Raw genomic sequence first — 22,360 nt, forward strand, 5'->3', positions numbered from 1 at the left:
CATGACATGAAGCTTCTGCGTTTTGGCCCGGCCGGCCAGGAAAAACCGGCACTGCTCGACGGGCAGGGCCGGTTGCGCGACCTTTCCGGCGTCATCGACGACATTGCCGGCGATGCGCTGGGCGACGATGCGCTGGCACGGCTCGGCGCGATCGAGCCGGCGACGCTGCCTCTGGTGGAGGGTAATCCCCGCATCGGCGCCTGCGTCGGCAAGGTCGGCAAGATGATCTGCGTCGGGCTGAACTATGCCGATCATGCCAGGGAGACCGGCAAGGAACCGCCGGCCGAGCCGATCCTGTTCATGAAGGCGACGACGGCGCTGTGCGGCCCCGATGACGACATCGAGATTCCGAGGGGCTCGCAGAAAACCGACTGGGAAGTCGAACTCGGGGTCGTCATCGGCAAGCGGGCAAAATATGTCGATGAGGCCGAGGCGCTCGGCCATGTCGCCGGCTATTGCGTGGTCAACGATGTGTCAGAGCGCGCCTTCCAGTCGGAACGCGGCGGCCAGTGGACCAAGGGCAAGAGCCACGACACGTTCGGTCCGATCGGCCCGTGGCTGGTGACGCGCGACGAGATCGCCGATCCGCAGGCGATCGATCTGTGGCTGGAGGTGGACGGTATAAGCCGGCAGAACGGCTCGACCAAAACCATGATCTTCGGCGTCGCCCATCTCGTCAGCTATATCAGCCAGTTCATGACACTGGAGCCCGGCGACATCATCGCCACCGGCACGCCGCCCGGCGTCGGGCTCGGGCAGAAGCCGCCGCTGTTCCTGAAGGTCGGCCAGACCATGCGGCTCGGCGTCGCCGGGCTGGGCATCCAGACGCAGCGCACCATCGCGGCGCGGGCCTGACCCGCGCCATCCCTCTTGACGCAATCCCGGTGGGAAAACCGCCTTACACCTTTCCGGGAACTGCCTCGCCCGACACCAGGAAAACACAGATGAGAAGTCTTGAAGGTCGCGTCGCCATCGTTACCGGCGCCAGCCGTGGGCAAGGGGAAGCGGAGGCGCGGCTGCTGGCGCAAGCCGGCGCCGCCGTGCTGGTCTGTGACGTGCTGCAGGCGGAAGGCGAAGCGCTGGTGCAATCGCTCGAGGCCGATGGTCACGAGGCGCGGTTCCTGGCACTTGACGTGTCCAGCAAGGACGCCTGGGCCGATGCCATCGCGGCGGTGCGCGGCTGGAAGGGCCGGCTCGACGTTCTGATCAACAATGCCGGGATCATCAACCGCAAGTCGCTCAACGACACGCCGCTGGAGGCATGGGAACGGCTGATCGGCATCAATCTCACCGGCACGTTCCTCGGCATCCAGGCGGCGGCACCGCTGATGCGCGAAAGCGGCTGCGGCAGCATCGTCAACATCTCGTCGAACAGCGCCTTCTCGGGCCATTACGACCCGGCCTATACGGCGAGCAAATGGGGCGTACGCGGCCTGACCCGCACGGCGGCGATGGAATATGTCGGCTGGGGCATCCGCGTGAACAGCGTCTGCCCAGGCCTCATCGTCACCGGGCTCAACGCCGACGCGCCGCATCTGAAGCCGATGATCGAGCTGACGCCGATGAAGCGCAGCGGCACGCCGGAAGAGGTGGCAAGGCTGGTGCTGTTCCTGGCCAGCGAGGAGTCCAGCTTCATCACCGGCGAGGATTTCCTCATCGACGGCGGCTTCACCTCGGGCGCCGCCTACAGGCGCGTCGCGGTGGAAAGCGGGCTCTACGAAAGCTGAACCGCGGCGCGCCGGCGGGCCGGTTTATATCCCAGCCGGCAATCGATCGAACGACCCGCGCCCTATCGAACGACCAGCACCGGGATCGCGGTGTAGGACAGCACTTCCGCCGTCTGGCTGCCCAGAAGCAGCTTGCCCAGTCCGCGGCGGCCATGCGAGGCCATCACGATCAGGTCGCAGCCCAGTGCCTGCGACAGTTCCAGGATCGCCTCGGCGGGCCTTTTGTCCTCGACATGGACCACCTCGGCGGAGACGCCGGCCGCATCGGCCGAAGCCTTGCACTTGGCCAGAACCTCCTTGCCGTATTTGCGCGATTCTTCCTGGTAGACGGCCAGTTCGTCGCCGGCGGCATAGCCGGCCATGGCGCCGCCCCAGGCGAAGATCGGGAATTGTTCCGAGACGGTGACGAAGGTGACGGCGGCGCCGATGCCCTTGGCCAATGTGAGGCCATGGGCGACGCCCTTGTCCGCCAGTTCCGATCCGTCGGTGGCGATGAGCAGATGTTTGTACATGGTGATCTGACCTGTTGTGCAAGGGCCGATGCCCTTGGGGTGGCGGGAGCCTTGGAGCGGCTTACCCTGATATAGTTGCGCGGCGGGCCTCCTCACAGGGCCAGCTTTATGTGGATCAGGGCCAGGCGAGGAGGGTGGGACCTGAAACCAGCGTCAGGCCGGTCCGATGCAGCCTGCCATTGGCGATGCGGTCGTCTTTTTGCAAACAATGCCGGTCGCAAGCAATTGGCCGCCGGGCATGCCCGGCGGCCAATGTTGAAACCGTATGATCCCGTCCCAGGCTTAGAACGGCGTCGCCGGCAATTCCTGGGTGCCTTCGAGCTTCACGGCCTGGAGCTCGTTCGCGTCATAGCCAAGGGCCCGCAGAATGGTGGGCGCTACCTGCGTCGTCTGCACCAGGGCTGGCACCGACCTCGGCTTGAGCGAAGGACCGCTGATGAGGAGCGCCACGTTGCGATCGTTCGCATTGGCGCCACCATGCTCGGCAATCTTCGAACCGGATGTGTAGACCACACCCGGATTGACCGTGGCTATGAAGTCCGGCGTACGGCTGTCGGTCGCCGGGTCCTGATAGGCGAGAGCCAGCGCATTCGGCGGTTGGATCTGGGCGATGCCTTCAGCCTTGCCCGATTTCTCGAGATAATCCTGCGCCGCCGCGAGGTTTTTCACCCTGTCTTGCGGCTTGAGCCAGATCAGCGCGGCGTCGTCGGCGATGTGGAAGGCGTAGCCCGGTGTCTTCGTGTATGGATCATCGTCCAGTGGCTGGAACGTCGCCGGGTCGATGGGCGACTGGCCATGCTTCGAGGCCAGTATGATCAGGGTCGAGTCGGCGAGATGATTGCCCTTGAGTGCGGCCATCAGTTCGCCGAGGGCGCCGTCGACATAGGCGAGCTGCCCCGCAAGACCATTGCCCGGCGCGCCGCTGGCGTCCACATAGCCGCCGACTAGACCGGCCTCGTCGCCAGGACCGGCCTTGGGGAGCTTCTGTCCCACGCTCACCGCCTGGAAATTCATGCCGAAAAGCGCGGGAACCGCAACATGATGCGCGCCGGTGCTGTCGAGGCCCTTGATTTCGTTGATCACCGCCTGGACCCGCGCTTCGTCGAAGTCACGTTCGGCCTTGAAGCTGCCCGTCGTCTTGACCTTCGTGCCGGGGATCAGGCTGTCCTGTTCCAACGCGTAGAGGTCGTCGACGCCTTTGCCAGAAGGTCCGTTCAGCCATTCGTAGGCCGGGTGCTTGTCGGACCAGGCCGTGCGGCCGCCATGCGCTTTCACGATCTCGAAGACGTTGTTGACCCGCACGAAATCATGCGGATAGACCACCGAGCACTTGCCTTTGATCAGCGTCATCGGCAACTTTGCCGGGTCGATCTGGCTGCGGAAATCGCCCGGCTTGCCGCCACCATCAAGGCGCGTCGAATCGACGTCGATGTTCTCGGCGAAGGCCACCTCGGCACCCGGCTCGCCCTTGCAATCCGAGGCCGGCGCGAAATAGGTGCGGTCGTAGCTGTCGTCGTAGAACACGCCCGTCGATTTGGGCGTGCCGCCGGTCACCTGTGCGACAAAGCCAGGGAACGAGTCGGACGGGGCGCTGGTCAGCGCGTTGGGATAGAAAATCCCCGTATGGGCGAGCGCGGCGAACGAGCTTGCCGGATGTGCCGCGACATAGTTTGACAGGTCGAGCGCATGAAGCCCGTCGACGCTGATAAGCAGCACGTGCTTGTAGGGTGCGGCGACGGCGCTGGAAGCAGACAGCGCGCCAGCGAACGCCGCCGTCAGCGTGCCCGCCGCCAGCGCCAGAGATAGCGTTTTCATTGAAGTGTCCCTCGTCTCGCAGCCCCGCGATGGATCAAGGATAGGCGAGTGGATATGACAGGTTCATGAAAACGCGTTGGCAAGGACCTTACGGATTCGTAAGCCAGCGGTGATGCAGCGGAAAGGTTGCCTCCGGCCAGCGCCGCTATTGCCGCCGGGCCTTTCGCTGTGCCGTACGGACCGCTACAGCTTGGCCGACAGCAACGAAAGGCCGAGCGTATGAGCAACGCATATCCGCAAATCCATCTGGTCCGGCATGGCGAGACGGCGTGGAGCCTTTCGGGGCAGCATACCGGGCGCACCGACATGCCGCTGACGCCGGCGGGTGAAGCCGCCGCGCGGGGGGTGGCGGAGCGGCTCAAGGGCCTGTCGTTCTCGGCGGTGTGGTCGAGCCCCTCGCAGCGCGCCTACAACACCAGCGTGCTTGCCGGCTTTGGCGCGACAAGCGTCAGAAACGACGATCTGCAGGAGTGGGACTACGGCGCCTATGAGGGGCGCACCACCAAGGAGATCCTGGCCGAGCGGCCGGGCTGGACAGTGTTTCGCGACGGCTGTCCGCAAGGCGAGACGGCGGCCGATGTCGGCGCCCGCGCCGACAGGATCATCAGGCAGATTCGTGAAGCCGGCGGCTCGATCCTGATCTTCTCCAGCGCGCATTTCCTGCGCGTGCTTGCCGCCCGCTGGCTGGGCCTGCCGCCGGAAGGCGGTGCGCTGTTCGTGCTCGACACGGCCAGCATCAGCGTGCTCGGCTACGAGCACGATCTCAGCGAGCCGGTCGTGCGCAGGTGGAACCTGAAGTAGCCGGAAAGCAACGCTGGCTCGGCGGGAAACGCCGTGGCTTCGTCATCCACGGGCGGAGCAAGGAGCGCAGCGACGCGGCGCAGACCCGAGGATCCATGCCGGGACTCCGAAGCGTTGCCACGGTGCAGAATATTGCTCCGCTGCGTTCTCCGACAAATGTCGCGGCATGGATCCCAGGGTCTCCGCGACGGAGCTTCGCTCCTGCTTCGCCCTAGGATGACGAACGCGGGGAGGCTCCGGCTATTCCGAATGTTTGGGGAACGGCGAAACCTGCGCAACCGCCCCCTACTTGTCGAACTTCCGGATCGCCTCTGCGCTCACGGGCGTGAAGAAGTTCACCAGATTGCCGTCGGGGTCGCGGAACAGCAGCGAGCGGTTGCCCCAGGGCATGGTGGTCGGCTGTTGCACGGTCACGTTCCTGATCAAATCGGACAGCTTGGCGAATTCGGCATCGACGTCGCCGACGCGGAATTCGAGGATGGCTGTGTGGTTGTCGGCGGGGCGGGCGATGTCGCCGCCGAACAGCATCAGGGTGCGCGTGCTGCCGATCGCCAGCGTGCAGGAAGGCGTCGCCAGTTCGGCGAAATCCTCGGTGTAGACCGTCACCGGCATGCCGGTGATCTCGCCGTAGAAGCGCACGAGGCGCTGAACATCAGATGTGATGATGCGGACAGAGACGAAATTCATCGCAGGGCTCCTTGATCGTCGAAGCCGCGGCCGGGCTCCCAGCTTCTCTATAGGGCAGGCCTCCTGCCAGCTTTCTGTCAGGAGAGAGATGCGGGCTTCACGCTTCCGGTTCGGACCATGTGGGCGGCAGGCCGAAGGCGACGAACAGCTCTGCCGCGAGCGGGCCGACATAGACCGTCAGCGAGGCGATGGCGCCATCGGCCGGCTCGATGACGTGCAGCGACTGGGCGCGCCATTCCGGGTCCTGGTGGCGCCGCGCGTAGATCGCGACGGCGGGTTGGCCGTTGGCCCGCGTTGCCGCGGCGCGGTAGCCGGCGAAATTGCCCCATACGGTCTTGAAGAAATCGTGGATCGCGGGGCGGCCCTGGTACCAGTCGTGCCATGGCGGCATGTGGTAGGTGGCGTCCTCGCGCAGCAGTTCGATGAAGCCGTCGAGATTGGCGGCCCGCCAGGCCCTGACATAGCGTTCGAGCAGCAGGCCCTCTTCGGGGTTGGGCTGCGATCGCTGCAAGGGGCGGCCCTCGGGATAGCGCTGGCCAAGCGTCGCCCGCGCCCGCTGCAGGGCGCTGTTGACCGAGGCGGTCGTGCCGCCCAGCAACTGCGCGGTCTCCAGCGCCGACCAGCCCAATACATCGCACAGCAAAAGGGCCGCGCGTTGCCGGGGCGGCAGCAGCTGGATGGCGGCGACGAAGGCCAGCCGCACGGCTTCGCCAGTTTCGTAGCGCGCGTCCGGGCCGGGCTCGCCATCGACAAGGTCCGGCAGCTCGGCGTCGGGGTAGGGCTCCAGCCAGGAAAGCTCGGCGGCCGGCCCGGCGGCGGCGGGCCCTTCGGTCGGCGGCCGTGCGGGCTCTTCGAGAATGCGGTGCGCCGACGATCGTGCCTTGATGGCGTTGAGGCAGGCATTGGTGGCGATCGTATAGAGCCAGCCGCGCGGCGAGCCGCGCCCGTCGAATTGCATGCGGCCGCGCCAGGCCTTGAGGAACGTTTCCTGGACGAGATCGTCGGCCTCGTGCAGCGAGCCCATCATCCGGTAGCAGTGGAGCTTGAGTTCGCGTCGGTGGGTCGCGGCCAGGCGCTCGAAGGCTGGCCGGTCGAGAACCGGCCGGTCTGTTCGATCCTGGGGCTCGGAAGCGCCGGGAGCGTCTGTCATGTCGAGCCCGCCATGCTGGTTGCGGCCGTCATCCTGCGCGCCTCACGCGGCCGCGGCAAGGCCGCTGCCGCTCACGGTGAAGGCGGTGCCCGGCATCTTGCCGCCAGCCATCGCGACCACCGCGCGCCCGACATCGGCGGGTGTCTGCACATCGCTCATGCTGGCCAGGAAATCCGCCGGGCTGATGCCGAGATAGGCGGAGACGCCCGCTATGCCGCGCTCGCCGACCCCGGTGCCGGCCATGATGCGCATCGGCGCCAGCGCCATGAAGCGCAGGCCAAGGCCAAGCCGGTCGGCTTCCTTCTGGCTGTGGGCGGCAAGGATCATCTGCATGCGCTTGGCGCCGGAATAGCCGCCGGAGTTCGGCGGTCCGCCGCTCAGCGCCGCGCCGCTGGAAATCAGCACCACGCGGCTGCCCGGCTTCAGCCGACCCTGAAGGGCGGCCCTGCAGAACAGGAACGAGGCCCTGACGTCCGTCTCCCAATTCGCCGAGAAGTCTTCCCAGCTCTGGTCCTGGATGGGGGCCGACGGAGCGAAGGCGCCGGCCGACATCACCAGCACGTCCGGCTCCAGCGCGGCGAACACCCTATCGGGCGCGGTGTCCCGCGTGGCGTCGGCGGCCAGCGTCCTGACCCCGGACGCTTCCCAGGAAAGCTCCTTCAAGGTTTCCGCGCCGCGGGCGACGGCAAGCACTGTCGCCCCTTCACCCAGGGCAGCTTCCACGATCGAGCGGCCGACACCCCGGCTGCCTCCGACCACGACGACATTTTGACCTTGCAACGATCCCATGGATCACCTCGCTTTTCCGGCCCGGACAATTCCGGCGCCTGTAGGTGAAGACAGCGCGGGCGGGCGGAAATCATCGGTGAGGCAAAAAAAAATTCGCGAATGGCGTCGCCGGAAAAACAGATGGTGAGGGCAGTTCTCCGGGTGAACGGCGTTTGTCGCTGCTCCTGACGGAAATTTGATCGTGCGTATCAGTACAAAGGCAGCTGGAAATATTATACAAGGCTAGAATAGATGGGTTTGCTTCAGGTATCCGAAATAGAGAGGACGATCATGCCGTCAATTCAAGGCGTGTTGGTTTCGATTTCTAAAAAAAAACTACAGGTAATACTCAATAATCTGAAGGATAGGAAAAATGACGCGCCGTATGACTTGTATCATAACAATGGCTGCAGTGGTTGGGTTTACTGGTTATGCGATGGCGGGGAGCAACCGGCCGATAACCTATGAAAAGACAGCACTTTCCGGGCGGGAGATTTATATTTTCCAGGATGCCAACCTGAACCCGGACTGCACGAGTGCAGGCCTGGACGACGTGCAGGCGACATCGGGGCCAAGCCACGGATCAATCCGGATCGTGGATGGCAAGGTCTATCCTAACTTCCCCAAGGACAGCGAGCGCTACAAATGCAACCTGCAGAGCGATGACGGAGTACAGGCGTTCTACAAGTCAGTCCCAGGTTTCAAAGGGCAGGACCAGATCAGTCTGTCTATCCACACGTTCAACGGAACCGCCCGCAACGTGGTGGTGAACATAACTGTCGAATAGGACAGTCAGAGCGCAGGCCGGGCCGGCGGGCGCGCCATAGAGCGCTCCTGCAGGCTGCCATTTCACTCCCCCACCAGCGCCAGCTCCTCCGCCGTCAAATGCCGCGCCGTGCCCTTGGCGAGGTCGCCTAGAGGCAGCCGGCCGATGGCAATGCGGATGAGGCGCTTGACCTCGATGCCGTGGGCGGCGAGCAGGCGGCGTATGTGGCGGTTGCGGCCCTCGTCGAGGACGATCTCCAGCCAGGCGGTGCGGCCGCCGCTGCGCAAAAGCGCGATCGAATTGGCGGTCAGGGTCTCGCCGTCGACGGTGACGCCCGCGCGCAACGTCTCGAGCATCGCTTCATCGGGCACTGTGCCGACCTGCACATGATAGGTCTTGGGCAAATGCGAGGCCGGGTCCATCAGCCGGTTGGCGAAATGTGTGTCGTTGGTCATCAGGAGCAGGCCTTCGCTGGCCTTGTCGAGGCGGCCGACCGGCGAGACGAAGGGCAAATCGAGCCCTTCCAGGCAGGCATAAACGGTGTCGCGCTGCTGCGGGTCGTCGCGGGTGGTGACCAGCCCGCGCGGCTTGTTGAGCATGACATAGACCTTGCGCTCGGCGACCAGCTTTTCGCCATCGACGACGATGCGGTCGCGGTTCGTGTCGACGCGCAGGGCCGCATCGCGCACCACCTTGCCGCCGACGCGCACGCGGCCCGCGGCGATCAGCACCTCGGCCTGCGTGCGAGAGCACAGGCCGAGCTTGGAGAGCGCGCGGTTCAGGCTGACGCCGGCTTTGGCCGGCCTGCCGTTGGGTGGTGGTCTTGATGCCATGCTGATCCGGATATGTCGGTTGCATCAGACAGATGGCACGGGCCGCGATGGCTCCGCAAGCCGCACACCGGCCGCGCCGAAGGGGCCGGTCGCTCAATCGCGCCCGTTGAAAAATGCGGTCAGCACCGGCGCGTGCGCGGCTGACTTCAGCATGTGGTTCTGGCCTGCCAGTGTCTGGTGACGGGCATTGGGCAGGGCCTGCGCCAACGCCTTGTTGCCATGGCGCATCCAAAGCGGGCTTTTTCCGCCATCGGTCACCAGTGCCGGCACGCCGAGCGAAGTCCAGCGGGCGGGGTCCAGCGGCTTGCCGAGCTGGTCGCCGGCGACGATGGCGCCGTCATAAGGCAAGGTATGCGCCACCGCCTTGAGCTTGCGCCAGATCGGCGTCAGCTTCATGACCGCGATCAGCAGGCCGGGCATGCCGACCGATTTGAGGAAGGCGCCCACAGCGTCGCCACGCCTGTCATCCGCGATGGCTTGCCTGATCGTTGTCCAGTCGCCTTGCGTGGCCGGGCGGCTGTCGTCGACGATCAGCGGCGCTTCGTAGAGCGCCAGCTTCGTGATGCCGGGCAAACGGGTCGCCGCCATCAGGGCCAGCATGGCGCCTGAGGACATGCCCCAGACATAGGCTTCACCACCGGCCGCCCGAAGCACGGCCTCGATGTCGTCGACCTCACGCTCGACCGCATAGGGCAAGGTGTCGCCGCTGTCGCCGCTGTCGCCGCGGCCACGGCGGTCGTAGCGGAAAACGGTGAAATCGCCTTCCAGCGCCTTGGCCAGAGGGCCGCTCGGGCCCATGGCGCGGGAGCAGAGCGCGCCATCGACGAGGATGAGCGGATGACCCTGGCCCCGGCGCTCGCAGGCGATCGGCGTTCCGTCCCGCGACAGCACGGTCTGCGTAGTCGGCTTGACGCCTTCAGCCTGCATGCTCGGCTCCCTTGTTGATCAGCTGTTCCAGCCGGTCGAAGCTCTGCGTCCAGCCGCCGCGCATGCCGAGCGCCAGCAGGCGTTCGCGGTCGGCGACGCTGGCCAAGGTGACTTCGAAATGGACATGGGTGCGCGCGCCGTCCGGTGTGAAGGTGACGGTGTGGCGGCTGTGGCCCGGCGGCTTGCCGGCCCATTCGCGGATTTCAGGATCCGGTTCGTCGCTGTAACTCAGCCTGACGTTCTCGATGACTTCGAGATAGCTGCCCCGGTTGCGGTAGAGCGTCCCGCCGGCGGTGAGCATGTCGATGCGCCAGCGGCCGCCGACACGCACGTCGAGCACGCAATGGGGGATGGTGCAGTCCCTGATGCCCCACCATTGCGCCACCAGAAGCGGATCGGTCCACAGCCGGAAGACGCGCTCGACCGGGGCGCTGAAAATCCGCTCGATGGCAAAGCTGCGGTCGGCGGTAGCGGGCGCGCTCATTCCGGCCTGTCCGCGCCGCGCCGCAACAGGTCCTCCATGCGATCGAAACGATTTTCCCACAGCTTGCGGTAGTCGTCGAGCCAGCGGTCGATGTCGCGCAGCGGCTTGAGTTCGATGCGGCTGAGATGTTTTTGGGCCGCCCGGCTGCGGGTAACGAGGCCGGCCTGTTCCAGCACGCCGACATGTTTGGAGACGGCGCGCACGGTAAGCGCGAAGGGTTGCGCCAGTTCGGCGACCGAGGCTTCGCCATCGAGCAGCCGGGCCAGGATCGCCCGGCGCGTCGGATCGGCCAGCGCCGCGAATGTGTCGTCGAGGGAGGGTTCAACAGCCATTATGGAACCAATAAGTTCTGGAACTAATTGGTTCTATAAACGGTTCCAGCCGCGCCGTCAACGCGCTTACGGAGTGGTGTGGGCGCTTGTGGAAGCATCCGCCGGGGAGGGCGTTTCCGCCCCGGCTGGACGTTTCAGGCCGCTTGCCCGACCTCGTTCGCGATGCCGTTCAGCACCTCGACCGCGTCGGCTGGCAGCTTCAGTTCCGCCGCCGCCAGGTTTTCCCTGAGATGGCCGACCGACGACGTGCCGGGGATGAGCAGGATGTTGGGCGAGCGCTGCAGCAGCCAGGCGAGCGCCACCTGCATGGGGGTCGCGCCAAGCTTGCGGGCGACATTGGCCAACGTGTCCGACTGCAGCGGCGTGAAGCCGCCGAGTGGGAAGAAGGGCACATAGGCGATGCCGTCGGCGGCCAGCTCGTCGATCAGCGCGTCATCCTCGCGATGCGCGATGTTGTACTGGTTCTGGACGCAGACGATGTCGGCGATGCCGCGACCCTGAGCGATCTGGGCGCGGGTGACGTTGCTCATGCCGATATGGCGCACCAGGCCCTGGCGCTGCAATTCGGCGAGCGTGTTCAATTGCGGCTCGAGCGATCCTTCCGCGGGGCCGTGGATGCCATGCATGGAGCGCAGGTTCACGACCTCGATCACGTCCAGGCCAAGATTGCGCAGATTGTCATGCACGGCCTGCGTCAGTTCCGGCGGCGACATTGCGGGAAGCCACGATGCGTCGGCGCCGCGCCGGGCACTGATCTTGGTGACGATGGTGAGGTTGGCGGGGTAGGGGTGCAGCGCCTCGCGGATGATCTGGTTGGTGACGTGCGGGCCATAGAAATCCGATGTGTCGATGTGGTCGACGCCGCTGGCGATCGCCTCGCGCAGCACGACGAGGGCGCCATCATGGTCTTTCGGCGGACCGAAGACGCCCGGCCCCGCCAGTTGCATGGCGCCGTAGCCGAGGCGCTTCACGGTGCGGTCGCCGAGTTTGAAGGTTCCGGCCTTGCTGATGTCGGTCATGGTCTCATCTCCTTTGGATCGGCCCAATGTAGACAAAGCGCGCTTGCACGATAATATGGTGCAATCGGCACACCCTGTGCGGAAAGGCGAACAATGGCGACGGATCTCGGCGACCTCCAGGCGTTCATGGCGGTGGCGCGCGCCGGCGGCTTTCGCGAAGCGGCACGGGTGGGCGGCGTCAGCGCCTCCAGCCTCAGCGAAACGGTGCGGCGGCTGGAGAACGGGCTCGGCGTGCGGCTGTTCAACCGCACCACGCGCAGCGTCGCCCCCACCGAGGCCGGGGCCCGGCTGCTCGAGCGGCTCGGCCCCGCGCTCGGCGAGGTCGAGGCGGCGCTCGACGTGGTCAACGGCTTTCGCGGCCGCCCGGCCGGCACGCTGCGGCTCAACGTGCCCGTCGTCGCGGCGAAACTGGTGCTGCCGCGCCTGTTGCCGCCGTTCCTCGCCGCCTATCCCGAGATCCGCATGGAAGTGACCGCCGAGGACAGTTTCGTCGACATACTGGCGAGCGGCTGCGATGCCGGCATCCGCTATGACGAGCGGCTGGAGCAGGACATGATCGCCGTGCCGATCGGTCCGCGCCGGCAGCGCTTTGCCACCGCCGCCGCTCCGGCCTATCTCGACCGGCACGGCCGGCCCGGGCACCCGCGCGACCTGCTCGACCATGCCTGCCTGCGCGGCCGCTTCGCCAGCGGCCTGACGCCGGCCTGGGAATTCGAACGCGACGGCGAGGTGGTGAGCGTCGAACCGACCGGGCCGCTGCTGGTCAGCACCGGCACGGCAATGGCCCTTGCGCTCGAAGTGTCGGTCGCCGGCGGCGGCATCGTCTCGCTGTTCGAGGACTGGCTGCGGCCCTATTTCGACGATGGCCGGCTGGAGCCGGTGCTGGAACCCTGGTGGCAGGAGTTTTCCGGGCCGTTCCTCTACTATCCCGGCCGCCGCCTCACGCCGGCACCGCTGCGCGCCTTCATCGATTTTGTCGGCACGATGCGCTGGGGGTGATTTCGGGAAGACATCGCGCTGCCAGCTGTCCTGCCTGTTGCACGATGGTTCGCCGGCCGCATGCGATCCCTTCAACCGAGGCAACCGATGGAGGAAAGCGCGTCTTTCTCATGTTTTCATGTCCGACCTGTCGAACGGACCTTACGAATATTTATTCCAGCGGCAATGTGTGCGAAATTTCAATGGTTCATCGTTTCCGGCGGTAATGGGTCGTTTCAATGAACAGGGTCGCTGAAACCTTTCGAATTGCGTCCGCGCTGGTTTTAGGCGGCACGCTCGCAATCGTCCTGATACCGATCGTTGCGATCGTTTGTTTTTCAATACTCGCGCTTCTTGTGGCCATGCGGGGGCTTCGTCGGCAACATCGTCATGGCGGTGACAATCGAAAAGCCCCGGCCGCACAGTCCCCGGTTCCTCCCACCATTGAGACGACCTATACCGTCGTCCATCCGTCGTAGTGCTGTCGTCGTAATGCCGTAAGTGCCTGGGCAAACGCCGTCATAGACATTGCAGCCGGCGTTGGGGACACAAAAGCAACAAGAACGTTAGGCGAGGAAGCCAGGAAGCGCCCGTTGTGCCATGGGCTCTCGGGATTTGACGGATACGGGGATGGTCTCGTCGTCGAAGGCGGGCCTGGCCAGCAAACTCGTCTGGCCCCCAGCGAGCATCAATCTTGAAACCCTTTATTGGCGTGGGCAGCCGCCAGATCCGACAAGACCAAGGAACTTTTTGAGCAATATGATTCCGAAGCCTGAATTTCCCAATCCGAGCCACCTGGATCCGATAGCCGATCCGGTGACCACACGCGATGCGCGGCTGCAGATGTTCGGCTTCTGGGGACGCTACCAGCATTTTGCCATGCCAGTCGCGGGCGTGGCCATCGCGGTAATCACCGTGGTGGTGCTGCAGCGATTCTTGAATGACCTTTCGCTCGACCACGTGTTGGAATCGGCGCGCAACATCCCCGGCAAGCACCTTCTGGTCGCGCTTGCACTTACCCTTTTGAGTTTTGCCGCCGTCGCCTTTTACGATGTCGTGGCTGTGGAGACGATCGCGCCGGGCCGCGTCCCCAAGCTGTTGTCGGCATGCGTGGGCGCTGCCGGCTACGCCATCTCCAATGCGCTCGGCTTTTCGCTGCTGACGGGCGGGATGCTGCGTTATCGCATCTATGCAGGCGAAGGCATTGCCTTGTCCGATATCGGTCGAATCATCGCCACCTCGTGGTTGTCGATCTGGTTCGCCTTCACCGTGATGATCGCTCTTGCCCTGGTCCTCGACCCGGCTCGTACACCGTTTGTCGACCAGCTTGATCCTCGCCTGGGCTTGACGCTCGGCGTCGCGATGATTGTTTCGGTTGGTTTGCTGGTCGTATGGCTGTCGCGCGGCGAACGTACGCTGACAGTGGGAAGGTTTTCCATCAAATTGCCCGGGTCGCGCGGCGCGCTGACGCAGATCGTGGCCGGCCTGGTCGACGTCTGCGCCGCCGCCGGAACGCTCTACGTCTTGATGCCTGAGACGGTCACCACCAGTCCGGCGGTCTTCGCGCTTGTCTTTGTCGTGGCGACCATCATCGGCATCGCCAGCCACGCTCCCGGCGGTCTCGGCGCCTTCGAGGCATCGATGATCGCCGGCCTTGGCTTGGGCAACAATCCGGATGCCATCGCAGCCCTGCTTGCCTTCCGGATCATCTTTACGCTTTTGCCCTTCCTGGTTGCCGTCATCGGTGTCCTGACATTCGAGATCTACGCACGGCACGCCGAAGTGTCGCAGCGGGTGCTCTATGCAGGCCGCGTCCTGGAGCCTCTTGTCCCACCGATTGCCGCCGGCGCGACCTTCCTGGGCGGGATAATGTTGTTGTTCTCGAGTTCCATTCCAGGTGCTGCCGAACGCCTCGACCTTCTCTCCGACATGCTGCCGCTGCCATTCATAGAGGTCTCGCACCTGGCGGCCGCCTTCGCGGGCATTGCAATGCTGATCCTTGCGCGGGGGCTGGCGCGGCGGCTTCAGCAGGCATGGGCGGCGTCGCTCATCCTGTTCGTCCTGGGAGCCGCCTTTTCGATCGGCAGGGGTCTTGATTGGGAGGATGCGGGCGTCCTCCTGACCCTGTCGACGGTCCTGATAGGCTTCCGCAAGGCTTTCTATCGCCGCCCGATCGAGGGAATCGGAACGCTGTCATGGGGCTGGCTCGCCAGCGTCATCAGCATCGTCGCCATCTCGATCTGGCTTGGATTCTTCAGCTATCGCGACATCGACTATTCCAATCAACTGTTCTGGCAATTTGCCATTGACGGCGACGCGCCACGCTTCCTGCGCGCCAGCATCGTAATCCTGATCGCCACGGCAGCGGCGGCGCTTCACACGGCCATCAATCGAAAGGCCATCGACCGCAAGCAACGCGCCGAAATCCCTCCGGCCGTCAGCGCGATCGTCGCCTCCTCGAACGTGACCCATGCGGCTCTGGCAATGCTCGGCGACAAGCAATTCCTGATGTCGCCGGACGGCCGGGGCTTCATCATGTATGCGCGCTCGGGCGGGAGCCTTATCGCGCTCGGCGGGCCGATCGGGCCTGTCGAGGGCGACAGCAAGCTCGCCTGGGCCTTTCACGACCTGGCCGACCGCTCCGCGGTCCGTACAGCCTTTTACGGCGTGCAACCCGACCAATTGCCCATGTACCTGGACATGGGCCTCGTCGCGCTGAAGCTCGGCGAGGTCGCGCGCGTCGACTTGACGGCCTTCAACCTCGACGGCCCACGCCGGCAGCCGTTGCGCTACGCCGATCGGCGCGCCGAGAAGGATGGTCTGGTTTTCGAGATCGTCGAGGCCGCCAATGTGAGACCGCTTCTAGGCGAATTGCGAGAGGTGTCGGATGCCTGGCTCCAGATGAAGGCGAGCTCCGAGAAAGGTTTTTCGTTGGGCTATTTCGACGATGACTATGTCAGCAGATTCGATATGGCCGTCATGCGTTGGCAGGGCCGCATTATCGCTTTCGCCAATTTGTGGGGCAGCGCCGACAAAAGCGAACTGACCGTCGACCTGATGCGCCATGGGCCCGACGCGCCCAAGATCGCCATGGACGCGCTGCTGACCAAACTGCTTCTTCATGGCAAGTCGCAGGGTTATCGCTGGTTCAATCTGGGCGCGGCGCCGCTTTCGGGATTGTCCGCGGGCCGGCTGGCTTCCCGGTGGAACCGGTTCGGGTCCTTTCTCTACCGACGTGGCCAGACCTTTTATCGCTTCGACGGGCTCAAGGCTTTCAAGGACAAGTTCGATCCCGTCTGGACCCCGCATTATTTCATATGCCCGCCCGGACTGGACACCATACGATCCCTGTTCGACGTCACCACTCTGATCGGCGGCGGGCCGCTGGAACTCGTTCGAAAATGATTGCTTCCTTTGCGCGGATGACCAGAAGCCGCGCGACGTTGGTTCTGGCGGCTCTGGTCATCGCTGCCGGCCTTGGCCTCGCGCTGCATTTCAACCGGACGCGGGCCGTCCAACGCGAGATCCGCGTTTCCGCCGAGCGTCTGGTCGATATTCCTGTTCAGCTACCGCAACAGGAACCGGCGGGGCTGGTCATCCTGTTCTCGCAAAAAGGCGGCATCGGTCAGCGCGACCTCGATCTGGCGGCGGCCCTGGTCAGCAAGGGCTTGATCGTGCTGCCGGTCGACCTCGAAAAATATCGCAACAAGCTGAATGCGGCCGATGGCGCGTGCATGTATCTCGGGTCCGATCTGGAGGCGCTGTCCAAGGCGGCCATCCGCGCTGCCGGCGGCGGCAGCTACTTTCATCCGGTGGTGGCAGGGGTCGGCGAAGGAGGCACGCTGGCTTATGCGGCGTTGGCCGATGCACCGGTGACGACATTGGCCGGTGCGGTCGCGCTCGAACCGACGCGCGGCGTGGCGACGCGGCTGCCAACATGCCCGGGCGGCGCAACGCCGACGGTGGATCCGGCGGGCGGCTTCAACTATGCCCTCGACGCGGAATTGCCTTCACCCGCAACACTGGTTTCGGCCGCGCCGCTTGCGGGTATTTCCACGCAATCGTCCGACAATGCGATGCGGGCAAAGGCGGTTGTTGTCGACAGCGTGTCCGGCCGCCTCGACGCGGCGGTTGATGCCGTGGTGTCAATCGCCGCGAGAGATGCATCGTCAAATGACCTGCCAACCATCGATATCCCCGCCAGTTCGACGCCAGATTCCGTTGTGCTGTTCTTTTCGGGCGACGGCGGCTGGCGCGACCTCGACAAGGTGATTGGCGATGAGATGAGCAAGCACGGCGTTCATGTGGTGGGCATCGATTCGCTTCGTTACTTCTGGGCGGAACGCACGCCACGGCAAATCGCAAATGACACCGTATCCATCATCGACCGCGCCGATCCATCGGGCAAAATGCCTGTCGCGGTCTACGGTTATTCATTTGGCGCCGATGTCTTTCCGTTTGCCTGGACCTTGCTGCCGAAGCGGATAAAGGATCGCATCCGGTTTGTCGGACTCCTCGCCACCCAGAAAACGATTACCTTCCAGGTGACCGTCGGTAGCTGGCTCGGTGGTGGAGGCGATCATTTCGTCGCGCCGGCGATTGCCACCATTCCGCGCGAGCGCCTGCTGTGCGTCTATGGCGAGGACGAGGATGACACGGCCTGCACCGATCCCGCGCTGGCGGGAATCCAGACGCTGAAGATGAAGGGCGGACATCACTTCGACGAAGACTACCCCGCGCTCGCCAAGATTCTTCTCGCCCGCATGAAACCGCGAATGTCGTAGCACCGCGATCACGGGAGCGCTGACAGTGCTTCCGTCGCAAGGCTCGATGCAAGCCGCCGGAATTTGCCCGCCACGGTTCTCTTCTGCCAAACGACCGCTTCCCAGCGCAAGGCGTTAGCCCTGGCTGTCACGGCCTTGTCATGGTCCGCTGCCATTAATCCATAAATCTGGATGAATGGATTGATGGACAAGATTTCGGCATTGCTGGCGCTCGCCGCGCTCGGCCAGGAGACAAGGCTGAAAGTGTTCCGGCTGCTGGTCCGGGCCGGGGCCGAGGGTGTGCCGGCAGGCGAGATCGGCATACGGCTGGGCACGGTGCAGAACACCATGTCGGCGCATTTGAAGATCCTCGGTCGGGCCGGGCTGGTGCGTGCCGAACGCGAAGGCCGCAGCATCCGCTACACGGCCGACATGACCGGGTTTCGCGATCTGCTCGCCTATCTGATGGAGGATTGCTGCAACGGCGCGCCGGAGCTTTGCCAGCCGATCATCCAGGCCGTGACCTGCAAATGTTGAGGCGGGAGTCATGACCGACATTCGACGCCGTCTCGCGGCCGAAGCGCTGGGCACCGCCATGCTGGTTGCCACGGTGGTCGGCTCGGGCATCATGGCCAGCCGGCTGACCGGCGATGTCGCACTTTCGCTGCTCGGCAACACCATTCCGACCGGCGCCATGCTGGTGGTGCTGATCACCACGCTGGGGCCGGTTTCCGGCGCCCATTTCAACCCGGCCGTCACACTGGTTTTCGGGCTGCGGCGCGAGATCGGCTGGCCGGCGGCGCTGGGCTACATCACTGTCCAGATTGTTGGCGGCCTCGCCGGCACGCTGGTCGCCCATGCCATGTTCGACCTGCCCTTGCTCGAGGTGTCGGCGACGGTACGCAGCGGGCAGGGGCAGTGGCTGGCCGAACTGGTCGCGAGTTTCGGCCTGGTCTTCACCATCCTTGCCGGCTTGCGCTTCCGGAGCGACGCTATTCCGTGGCTGGTCGGGCTCTACATCACATCGGCCTACTGGTTCACGGCCTCGACCTCGTTCGCCAATCCGGCGGTGGCCATTGCCCGCGCCTTCTCGAACACGTTTGCCGGGATCCGGCCTTCCGATGTGCCGGCCTTCATAGCCGCGGAACTGGCGGGTGCGCTGCTGGCGCTGGCGCTGGCCGGCTGGCTGCTGGCCGAACCCCAGACCCTTACCGACAAGACCCCAACCCAGATGAAAGCCGCGCAATGACCATCACCATCTATCACAACCCGGCCTGTGGCACGTCGCGCAACACGCTGGCGATCATCCGCCAGTCCGGCGAGGCGCCGGAGGTGATCGAATATCTGAAGAACCCGCCGTCGCGTGAAAAGCTTGTCGAGCTGATCGCGGCGATGGGAATGACGCCGCGCGCGCTGTTGCGCGAGAAGGGCACGCCCTATGCGGAGCTCGGCCTTGGCGATCCCAAATGGAGCGACGACGAGATCCTCGATTTCATGCTGGCGCATCCGATCCTGATCAACCGGCCGATTGTGGTGAGCCCGCTCGGCGTCGTGCTGGCCCGGCCGTCAGAAGCGGTGCTCGACATCCTGCCCAATCCCGACATCGGCCCGTTCACCAAGGAGGACGGCGAGGTCGTCGTCGATGCCGCCGGCAAGCGGGTCGTCTGACTCTTATTTCGATATTCTTCGAAATAGTCCTTGACGAGTCCTGTCGCCGGCCGCATGCTATTTCCATGAAACTCGAACAAGCAGCGAAGCAGCTGGAAGCGCTCGGCAATCCGACGCGGCTGAACCTCTATCGGATCCTGGTGAGGGCCGGCGAGGCGGGCCGGCCGGTCGGCTTCCTGCAGGAGAGCCTCGGCATCGCCGCCTCAACGTTGTCGCACCATCTGCACCGCCTGATCCTGACCGGGCTGGTCAGCCAGGAGCGGCAGGCGACGACGCTGATCTGCCGCGCCAACTACCCCATGATGAACGATCTCATCGGCTTCCTGGCCGATGAATGCTGCGCCGATGCGGCTTGCAATCCTGCGGCGGATGACGCGGCCGCCTGATTTTTTTGCCTCTTATTTCGATAATGCCGGAAGGATGGAAATTATGGCCACGCGAAACGATCCGCCAATCGCCGTCATCGGCGCCGGTCCGGTTGGGCTGGCGGCCGCCGTTCATCTCATGGCCCGGGGCCTGCCGGTGAAGCTCTACGAGGCCGGCAGCGGCGTCGCGGCCAGCCTGCGCGATTGGGGTCATGTCCGGGTGTTCACGCCATGGCGCTACTGCATCGACCAGGCGGCCGGCCGGCTGCTCGAAAGCCAGGGATGGCGGATGCCGGACCCGGAAACCTTTCCCACCGCCGGTGAACTCGTCGCGCACTATCTCGAGCCGCTTGCCAGACTGCCGGAACTTGCGCCGGCGATCGAGACCAATGCGCGTGTCGTGGCCATATCGCGCTGGGGCGCCGACAAGGTGCGCGGCAGCGAGCGTGGGGCGCGGCCCTTCATGCTCGTCGTCGAGACCGCCGACGGCACCAGGCGCGACAGCGCGCGGGCCGTCATCGACGCCTCCGGAACATGGCGCACGCCCAATCCTCTCGGCGCCGGCGGCATCGCGGCGGAGGGCGAGGCGGAGTTCGCCGACCGTATCGCCTACGGCATACCCGATGTCCTGGGCCGCGACCGGGCGCTTTATGCCGGCCGCACGACGCTGGTTGCCGGATCGGGCCATTCGGCGGCCAACGCCTTGCTCGACCTTGCCAGGCTGGCGGATGCCGAGCCCGGCACGGCTTTCATCTGGGCGGTGCGCGGAACCGACCTCGTGCGCATCTATGGCGGCGGCGACGCCGACCAGTTGCCGGCGCGCGGCGAGCTCGGCGCCGATGTGCGCGACCTCGCTGAAAGCGGCCGCGTCCGGCTGGTGACGGGCTTTGCGACGCTTGCGATCCGCGAGCATGACGGCCGGTTGATCGTGGCGGGGCAAGGTGAGGAGGGCCTGATGGAACTGGGACCCGTCGATCGCATCATCGCCGCGACCGGCCAGCGTCCGGACCTCTCGCTGACCAGGGAGCTCAGGCTCGATCTCGATCCGTGGCTGGAGAGCGTCAAGGCGCTCGGTCCGCTCATCGATCCCAACGAGCATTCCTGCGGCGACGTGCCGCCGCACGGCCACCGCGAGCTCAGCCATCCGGAGCCCGGCTTCTACACGGTCGGCATCAAGAGCTATGGCCGCGCGCCGACCTTCCTGCTGCTGACCGGCTACGAACAGGTTCGCTCGGTCGCGGCGGCGATCGCCGGTGACATGGCGGCGGCCGACGCGGTGCAACTGGTGCTGCCCGAGACCGGCGTCTGCACGGTGCCGGCAGGCGGGGCTTCGAAGGGCTGTTGCGGCGGACCGGCGCCGGCGGCGATCGATGCCTGCTGCGTGGCCGATGCCGACGCCAAGGCCGCCGGTAAAGGCGGCTGCGGCTGCGCAGGCACCGGCAAGATGGAAGCCGCCGAGTGAGCGACGGCAAGATCCCCGCTTCCGCCATCTGGGCGCTGGGCGCCACCCAGATCATCGGCTATGGCACGCTCTACTACAGCTACAGCATCCTGGCGCCGGCGGTGGCGGCGGAACTCGCCTGGTCGCAGCAATGGGTGTTCGCCGTGCTGTCGGTGTCGCTGCTGGCGAGCGCCATCCTGGCGCCGTTCGCGGGCAGCCTCGCGGACCGGGTCGGGGCAGGGCGCCTGATGGTGCCGGGATCGCTGGCGGCGGCGGGCGCGTTGCTGTTGTGCGCGCTGGCGCCGGGGCGTGCCGGCTTTGCCATCGGCGTGCTGGCCATGGAGCTTGCCTCCTGCTTCGTGCTCTACAGCACGGCCTTCGTCGCCATCGTGCAGCTCGGCGGCGCGCGGCGCGCCATCACCCATCTCACCTTGATCGCCGGCTTCGCCTCGACCCTGTTCTGGCCCCTGACGACGCTGCTGCACCAGCATCTCGGCTGGCGCGAGGTGCTGGTTCTCTTTGCCGCGCTCAACGCCTTTGTCTGCCTGCCGATCCATTGGTGGCTGGCCCGGCTTCCGGGCGGCGCGGGCAAGGCGCGGGAGAGGATCGTCCCGGTGACATCAGGCCTGTCGGCCCCAACGCCCGGCCGGCGATGGTCGCCTCTGTTCATCCTGGTGCTGGCCGGATTTGCCATAGAGGGGTTCGTGCTTTCGGCTGTTCTCGTGCAGATGGTGCCACTGCTCACACTGGTCGGCCTCGGCGGCGCCTCGGTGCTGGTCGCCAGCCTGTTTGGCCCGTCGCAAGTGGCGAGCCGGCTGGTCAACATGCTGTTCGGCCGGGGCCTGTCGCAGACATCGCTGGCGCTCGGCGCGACCGCAGCCCTTGCCGGCGGCCTCGCGGTGCTGCTGGTGGTGGCGCCCTCCGTTCCCGGCGCCATGCTGTTTGCCGTGCTCTTCGGATTCGGCTCGGGCCTGATGAGCATTGTCGGCGGCACGCTGCCGCTCGAATTGTTCGGCCAGGAGCGCTACGGTTCCTATGTCGGCTGGATCACGGCGGCGCGTCAGTTCAGCTCCGCCTTCGCCCCGTTCGGCCTGACGCTGATGATATCAGGCCTCGGCGTCCTGCCGGCCTTGTGGCTCAATGTCGTGGTCGGCCTGTTCGGCATCGCGGCCTTCGCCGCCATCGCGTTGATCAGCCGGCAATCGCGCAAGGGTGCGGAAAGCGGCACGGCCGCGGTCGCGCCGCACGCGGCCGGATGATTGTCGCCGGTGCCCAGCCATCGGAATTTATGCGGGGGCGCTGCCTTTGGTGCCGGGGCCGCAAG

Annotated in this window: 23 protein-coding genes; 13 read left to right on the top strand and 10 right to left on the bottom strand. The window is 65.4% G+C overall.

Going from position 1 to position 22,360, the window contains the following annotated elements:
• The first annotated feature begins 6 nt into the window (after window positions 1–6).
• Together MesoLj_RS15615 and MesoLj_RS15620 are read left to right on the top strand one after the other, a co-directional pair.
• Window positions 7–855 (top strand): fumarylacetoacetate hydrolase family protein, encoded by an 849-nt coding sequence (locus MesoLj_RS15615; RefSeq protein WP_202326596.1) that lies wholly within the window; start codon window positions 7–9, stop codon window positions 853–855.
• An 89-nt stretch (window positions 856–944) separates the two neighbouring features.
• The gene (locus MesoLj_RS15620; protein WP_202326597.1) at window positions 945–1,727 is read left to right on the top strand and encodes an SDR family NAD(P)-dependent oxidoreductase; all 783 of its coding nucleotides are present in this window, start codon (window positions 945–947) and stop codon (window positions 1,725–1,727) included.
• A gap of 62 nt (window positions 1,728–1,789) precedes the next feature.
• Here the strand turns inward: MesoLj_RS15620 and MesoLj_RS15625 are convergent, their stop codons facing one another.
• On the bottom strand, window positions 1,790–2,239 hold the full coding sequence (locus MesoLj_RS15625) for a universal stress protein (RefSeq protein ID WP_140774137.1): 450 nt from the start codon (window positions 2,237–2,239) through the stop codon (window positions 1,790–1,792).
• Window positions 2,240–2,521: 282 nt separating this feature from the next.
• Window positions 2,522–4,054: an alkaline phosphatase family protein gene (locus MesoLj_RS15630; RefSeq protein ID WP_202326598.1), complete on the bottom strand. Its 1,533-nt coding sequence runs from the start codon at window positions 4,052–4,054 to the stop codon at window positions 2,522–2,524.
• A 219-nt stretch (window positions 4,055–4,273) separates the two neighbouring features.
• On the opposite strand from MesoLj_RS15630, the gene MesoLj_RS15635 reads away from it, so the two are divergent.
• A complete protein-coding gene (locus tag MesoLj_RS15635; protein WP_140774135.1) occupies window positions 4,274–4,855 on the top strand; it encodes a histidine phosphatase family protein in 582 nt (193 codons plus the stop codon).
• Between the two features lie 285 nt (window positions 4,856–5,140).
• Here the strand turns inward: MesoLj_RS15635 and MesoLj_RS15640 are convergent, their stop codons facing one another.
• From MesoLj_RS15640 to MesoLj_RS15650, 3 genes are all read right to left on the bottom strand, one after another.
• Window positions 5,141–5,542, bottom strand: a complete 402-nt coding sequence (locus MesoLj_RS15640) for a VOC family protein (RefSeq protein ID WP_202326599.1) — start codon at window positions 5,540–5,542, stop codon at window positions 5,141–5,143.
• Between the two features lie 97 nt (window positions 5,543–5,639).
• Window positions 5,640–6,692, bottom strand: a complete 1,053-nt coding sequence (locus MesoLj_RS15645) for a sigma-70 family RNA polymerase sigma factor (protein WP_202326600.1) — start codon at window positions 6,690–6,692, stop codon at window positions 5,640–5,642.
• A gap of 42 nt (window positions 6,693–6,734) precedes the next feature.
• Window positions 6,735–7,481, bottom strand: coding sequence for an SDR family NAD(P)-dependent oxidoreductase (locus MesoLj_RS15650; RefSeq protein ID WP_202326601.1), 747 nt, complete (start codon window positions 7,479–7,481; stop codon window positions 6,735–6,737).
• A gap of 352 nt (window positions 7,482–7,833) precedes the next feature.
• Between MesoLj_RS15650 and MesoLj_RS15655 the strand changes: the two genes are divergently transcribed.
• A complete protein-coding gene (locus MesoLj_RS15655) occupies window positions 7,834–8,247 on the top strand; it encodes a hypothetical protein (RefSeq protein WP_202326602.1) in 414 nt (137 codons plus the stop codon).
• 62 nt (window positions 8,248–8,309) lie between these two features.
• On the opposite strand, the gene MesoLj_RS15660 is transcribed toward MesoLj_RS15655, so the two are convergent.
• The 5 genes from MesoLj_RS15660 to MesoLj_RS15680 form a co-directional block, all read right to left on the bottom strand.
• Window positions 8,310–9,059 carry a pseudouridine synthase gene (locus MesoLj_RS15660; protein WP_202326603.1) on the bottom strand — a complete coding sequence of 250 codons (750 nt, stop codon included), beginning with the start codon at window positions 9,057–9,059 and terminating at the stop codon, window positions 8,310–8,312.
• A 93-nt stretch (window positions 9,060–9,152) separates the two neighbouring features.
• Window positions 9,153–9,986 carry an alpha/beta fold hydrolase gene (locus MesoLj_RS15665; RefSeq protein ID WP_202326604.1) on the bottom strand — a complete coding sequence of 278 codons (834 nt, stop codon included), beginning with the start codon at window positions 9,984–9,986 and terminating at the stop codon, window positions 9,153–9,155.
• On the bottom strand, window positions 9,976–10,470 hold the full coding sequence (locus tag MesoLj_RS15670; RefSeq protein WP_202326605.1) for an SRPBCC family protein: 495 nt from the start codon (window positions 10,468–10,470) through the stop codon (window positions 9,976–9,978). Before MesoLj_RS15670 ends, MesoLj_RS15665 begins: the two co-directional genes overlap by 11 nt.
• On the bottom strand, window positions 10,467–10,802 hold the full coding sequence (locus tag MesoLj_RS15675; RefSeq protein WP_202326606.1) for an ArsR/SmtB family transcription factor: 336 nt from the start codon (window positions 10,800–10,802) through the stop codon (window positions 10,467–10,469). The genes MesoLj_RS15670 and MesoLj_RS15675 overlap by 4 nt, the downstream gene beginning before the upstream one ends.
• 134 nt (window positions 10,803–10,936) lie before the next feature.
• Complete coding sequence (locus tag MesoLj_RS15680; protein WP_202326607.1) at window positions 10,937–11,821, bottom strand: aldo/keto reductase family oxidoreductase; 885 nt, start codon at window positions 11,819–11,821, stop codon at window positions 10,937–10,939.
• Between the two features lie 93 nt (window positions 11,822–11,914).
• On the opposite strand from MesoLj_RS15680, the gene MesoLj_RS15685 reads away from it, so the two are divergent.
• The 9 genes from MesoLj_RS15685 to arsK all read left to right on the top strand — a co-directional run bounded on the left by MesoLj_RS15685 (window position 11,915) and on the right by arsK (window position 22,295).
• Window positions 11,915–12,820 (top strand): LysR family transcriptional regulator, encoded by a 906-nt coding sequence (locus tag MesoLj_RS15685; RefSeq protein ID WP_140774125.1) that lies wholly within the window; start codon window positions 11,915–11,917, stop codon window positions 12,818–12,820.
• 822 nt (window positions 12,821–13,642) lie between these two features.
• Window positions 13,643–16,204, top strand: a complete 2,562-nt coding sequence (gene mprF, locus MesoLj_RS15690; RefSeq protein ID WP_446720328.1) for a bifunctional lysylphosphatidylglycerol flippase/synthetase MprF — start codon at window positions 13,643–13,645, stop codon at window positions 16,202–16,204.
• Window positions 16,117–17,583 (top strand): virulence factor family protein, encoded by a 1,467-nt coding sequence (locus MesoLj_RS15695; RefSeq protein WP_244735447.1) that lies wholly within the window; start codon window positions 16,117–16,119, stop codon window positions 17,581–17,583. Before mprF ends, MesoLj_RS15695 begins: the two co-directional genes overlap by 88 nt.
• 183 nt (window positions 17,584–17,766) lie before the next feature.
• Complete coding sequence (locus MesoLj_RS15700; RefSeq protein WP_202326608.1) at window positions 17,767–18,099, top strand: ArsR/SmtB family transcription factor; 333 nt, start codon at window positions 17,767–17,769, stop codon at window positions 18,097–18,099.
• Between the two features lie 10 nt (window positions 18,100–18,109).
• Entirely contained in the window at window positions 18,110–18,811 is a 702-nt protein-coding gene (locus MesoLj_RS15705; protein WP_140774122.1) for an aquaporin, read from the top strand.
• Complete coding sequence (gene arsC / locus MesoLj_RS15710) at window positions 18,808–19,230, top strand: arsenate reductase (glutaredoxin) (RefSeq protein ID WP_202326609.1); 423 nt, start codon at window positions 18,808–18,810, stop codon at window positions 19,228–19,230. The genes MesoLj_RS15705 and arsC overlap by 4 nt, the downstream gene beginning before the upstream one ends.
• A gap of 65 nt (window positions 19,231–19,295) precedes the next feature.
• The gene (locus MesoLj_RS15715) at window positions 19,296–19,616 is read left to right on the top strand and encodes an ArsR/SmtB family transcription factor (protein ID WP_202326610.1); all 321 of its coding nucleotides are present in this window, start codon (window positions 19,296–19,298) and stop codon (window positions 19,614–19,616) included.
• A gap of 43 nt (window positions 19,617–19,659) precedes the next feature.
• On the top strand, window positions 19,660–21,057 hold the full coding sequence (locus MesoLj_RS15720) for an FAD-dependent oxidoreductase (protein WP_202326611.1): 1,398 nt from the start codon (window positions 19,660–19,662) through the stop codon (window positions 21,055–21,057).
• Entirely contained in the window at window positions 21,054–22,295 is a 1,242-nt protein-coding gene (gene arsK, locus MesoLj_RS15725) for an arsenite efflux MFS transporter ArsK (RefSeq protein ID WP_202326612.1), read from the top strand. The genes MesoLj_RS15720 and arsK overlap by 4 nt, the downstream gene beginning before the upstream one ends.
• Window positions 22,296–22,360: the final 65 nt, after the last annotated feature.

Source organism: Mesorhizobium sp. 113-3-9 (assembly GCF_016756515.1).
Lineage (GTDB): Bacteria > Pseudomonadota > Alphaproteobacteria > Rhizobiales > Rhizobiaceae > Mesorhizobium.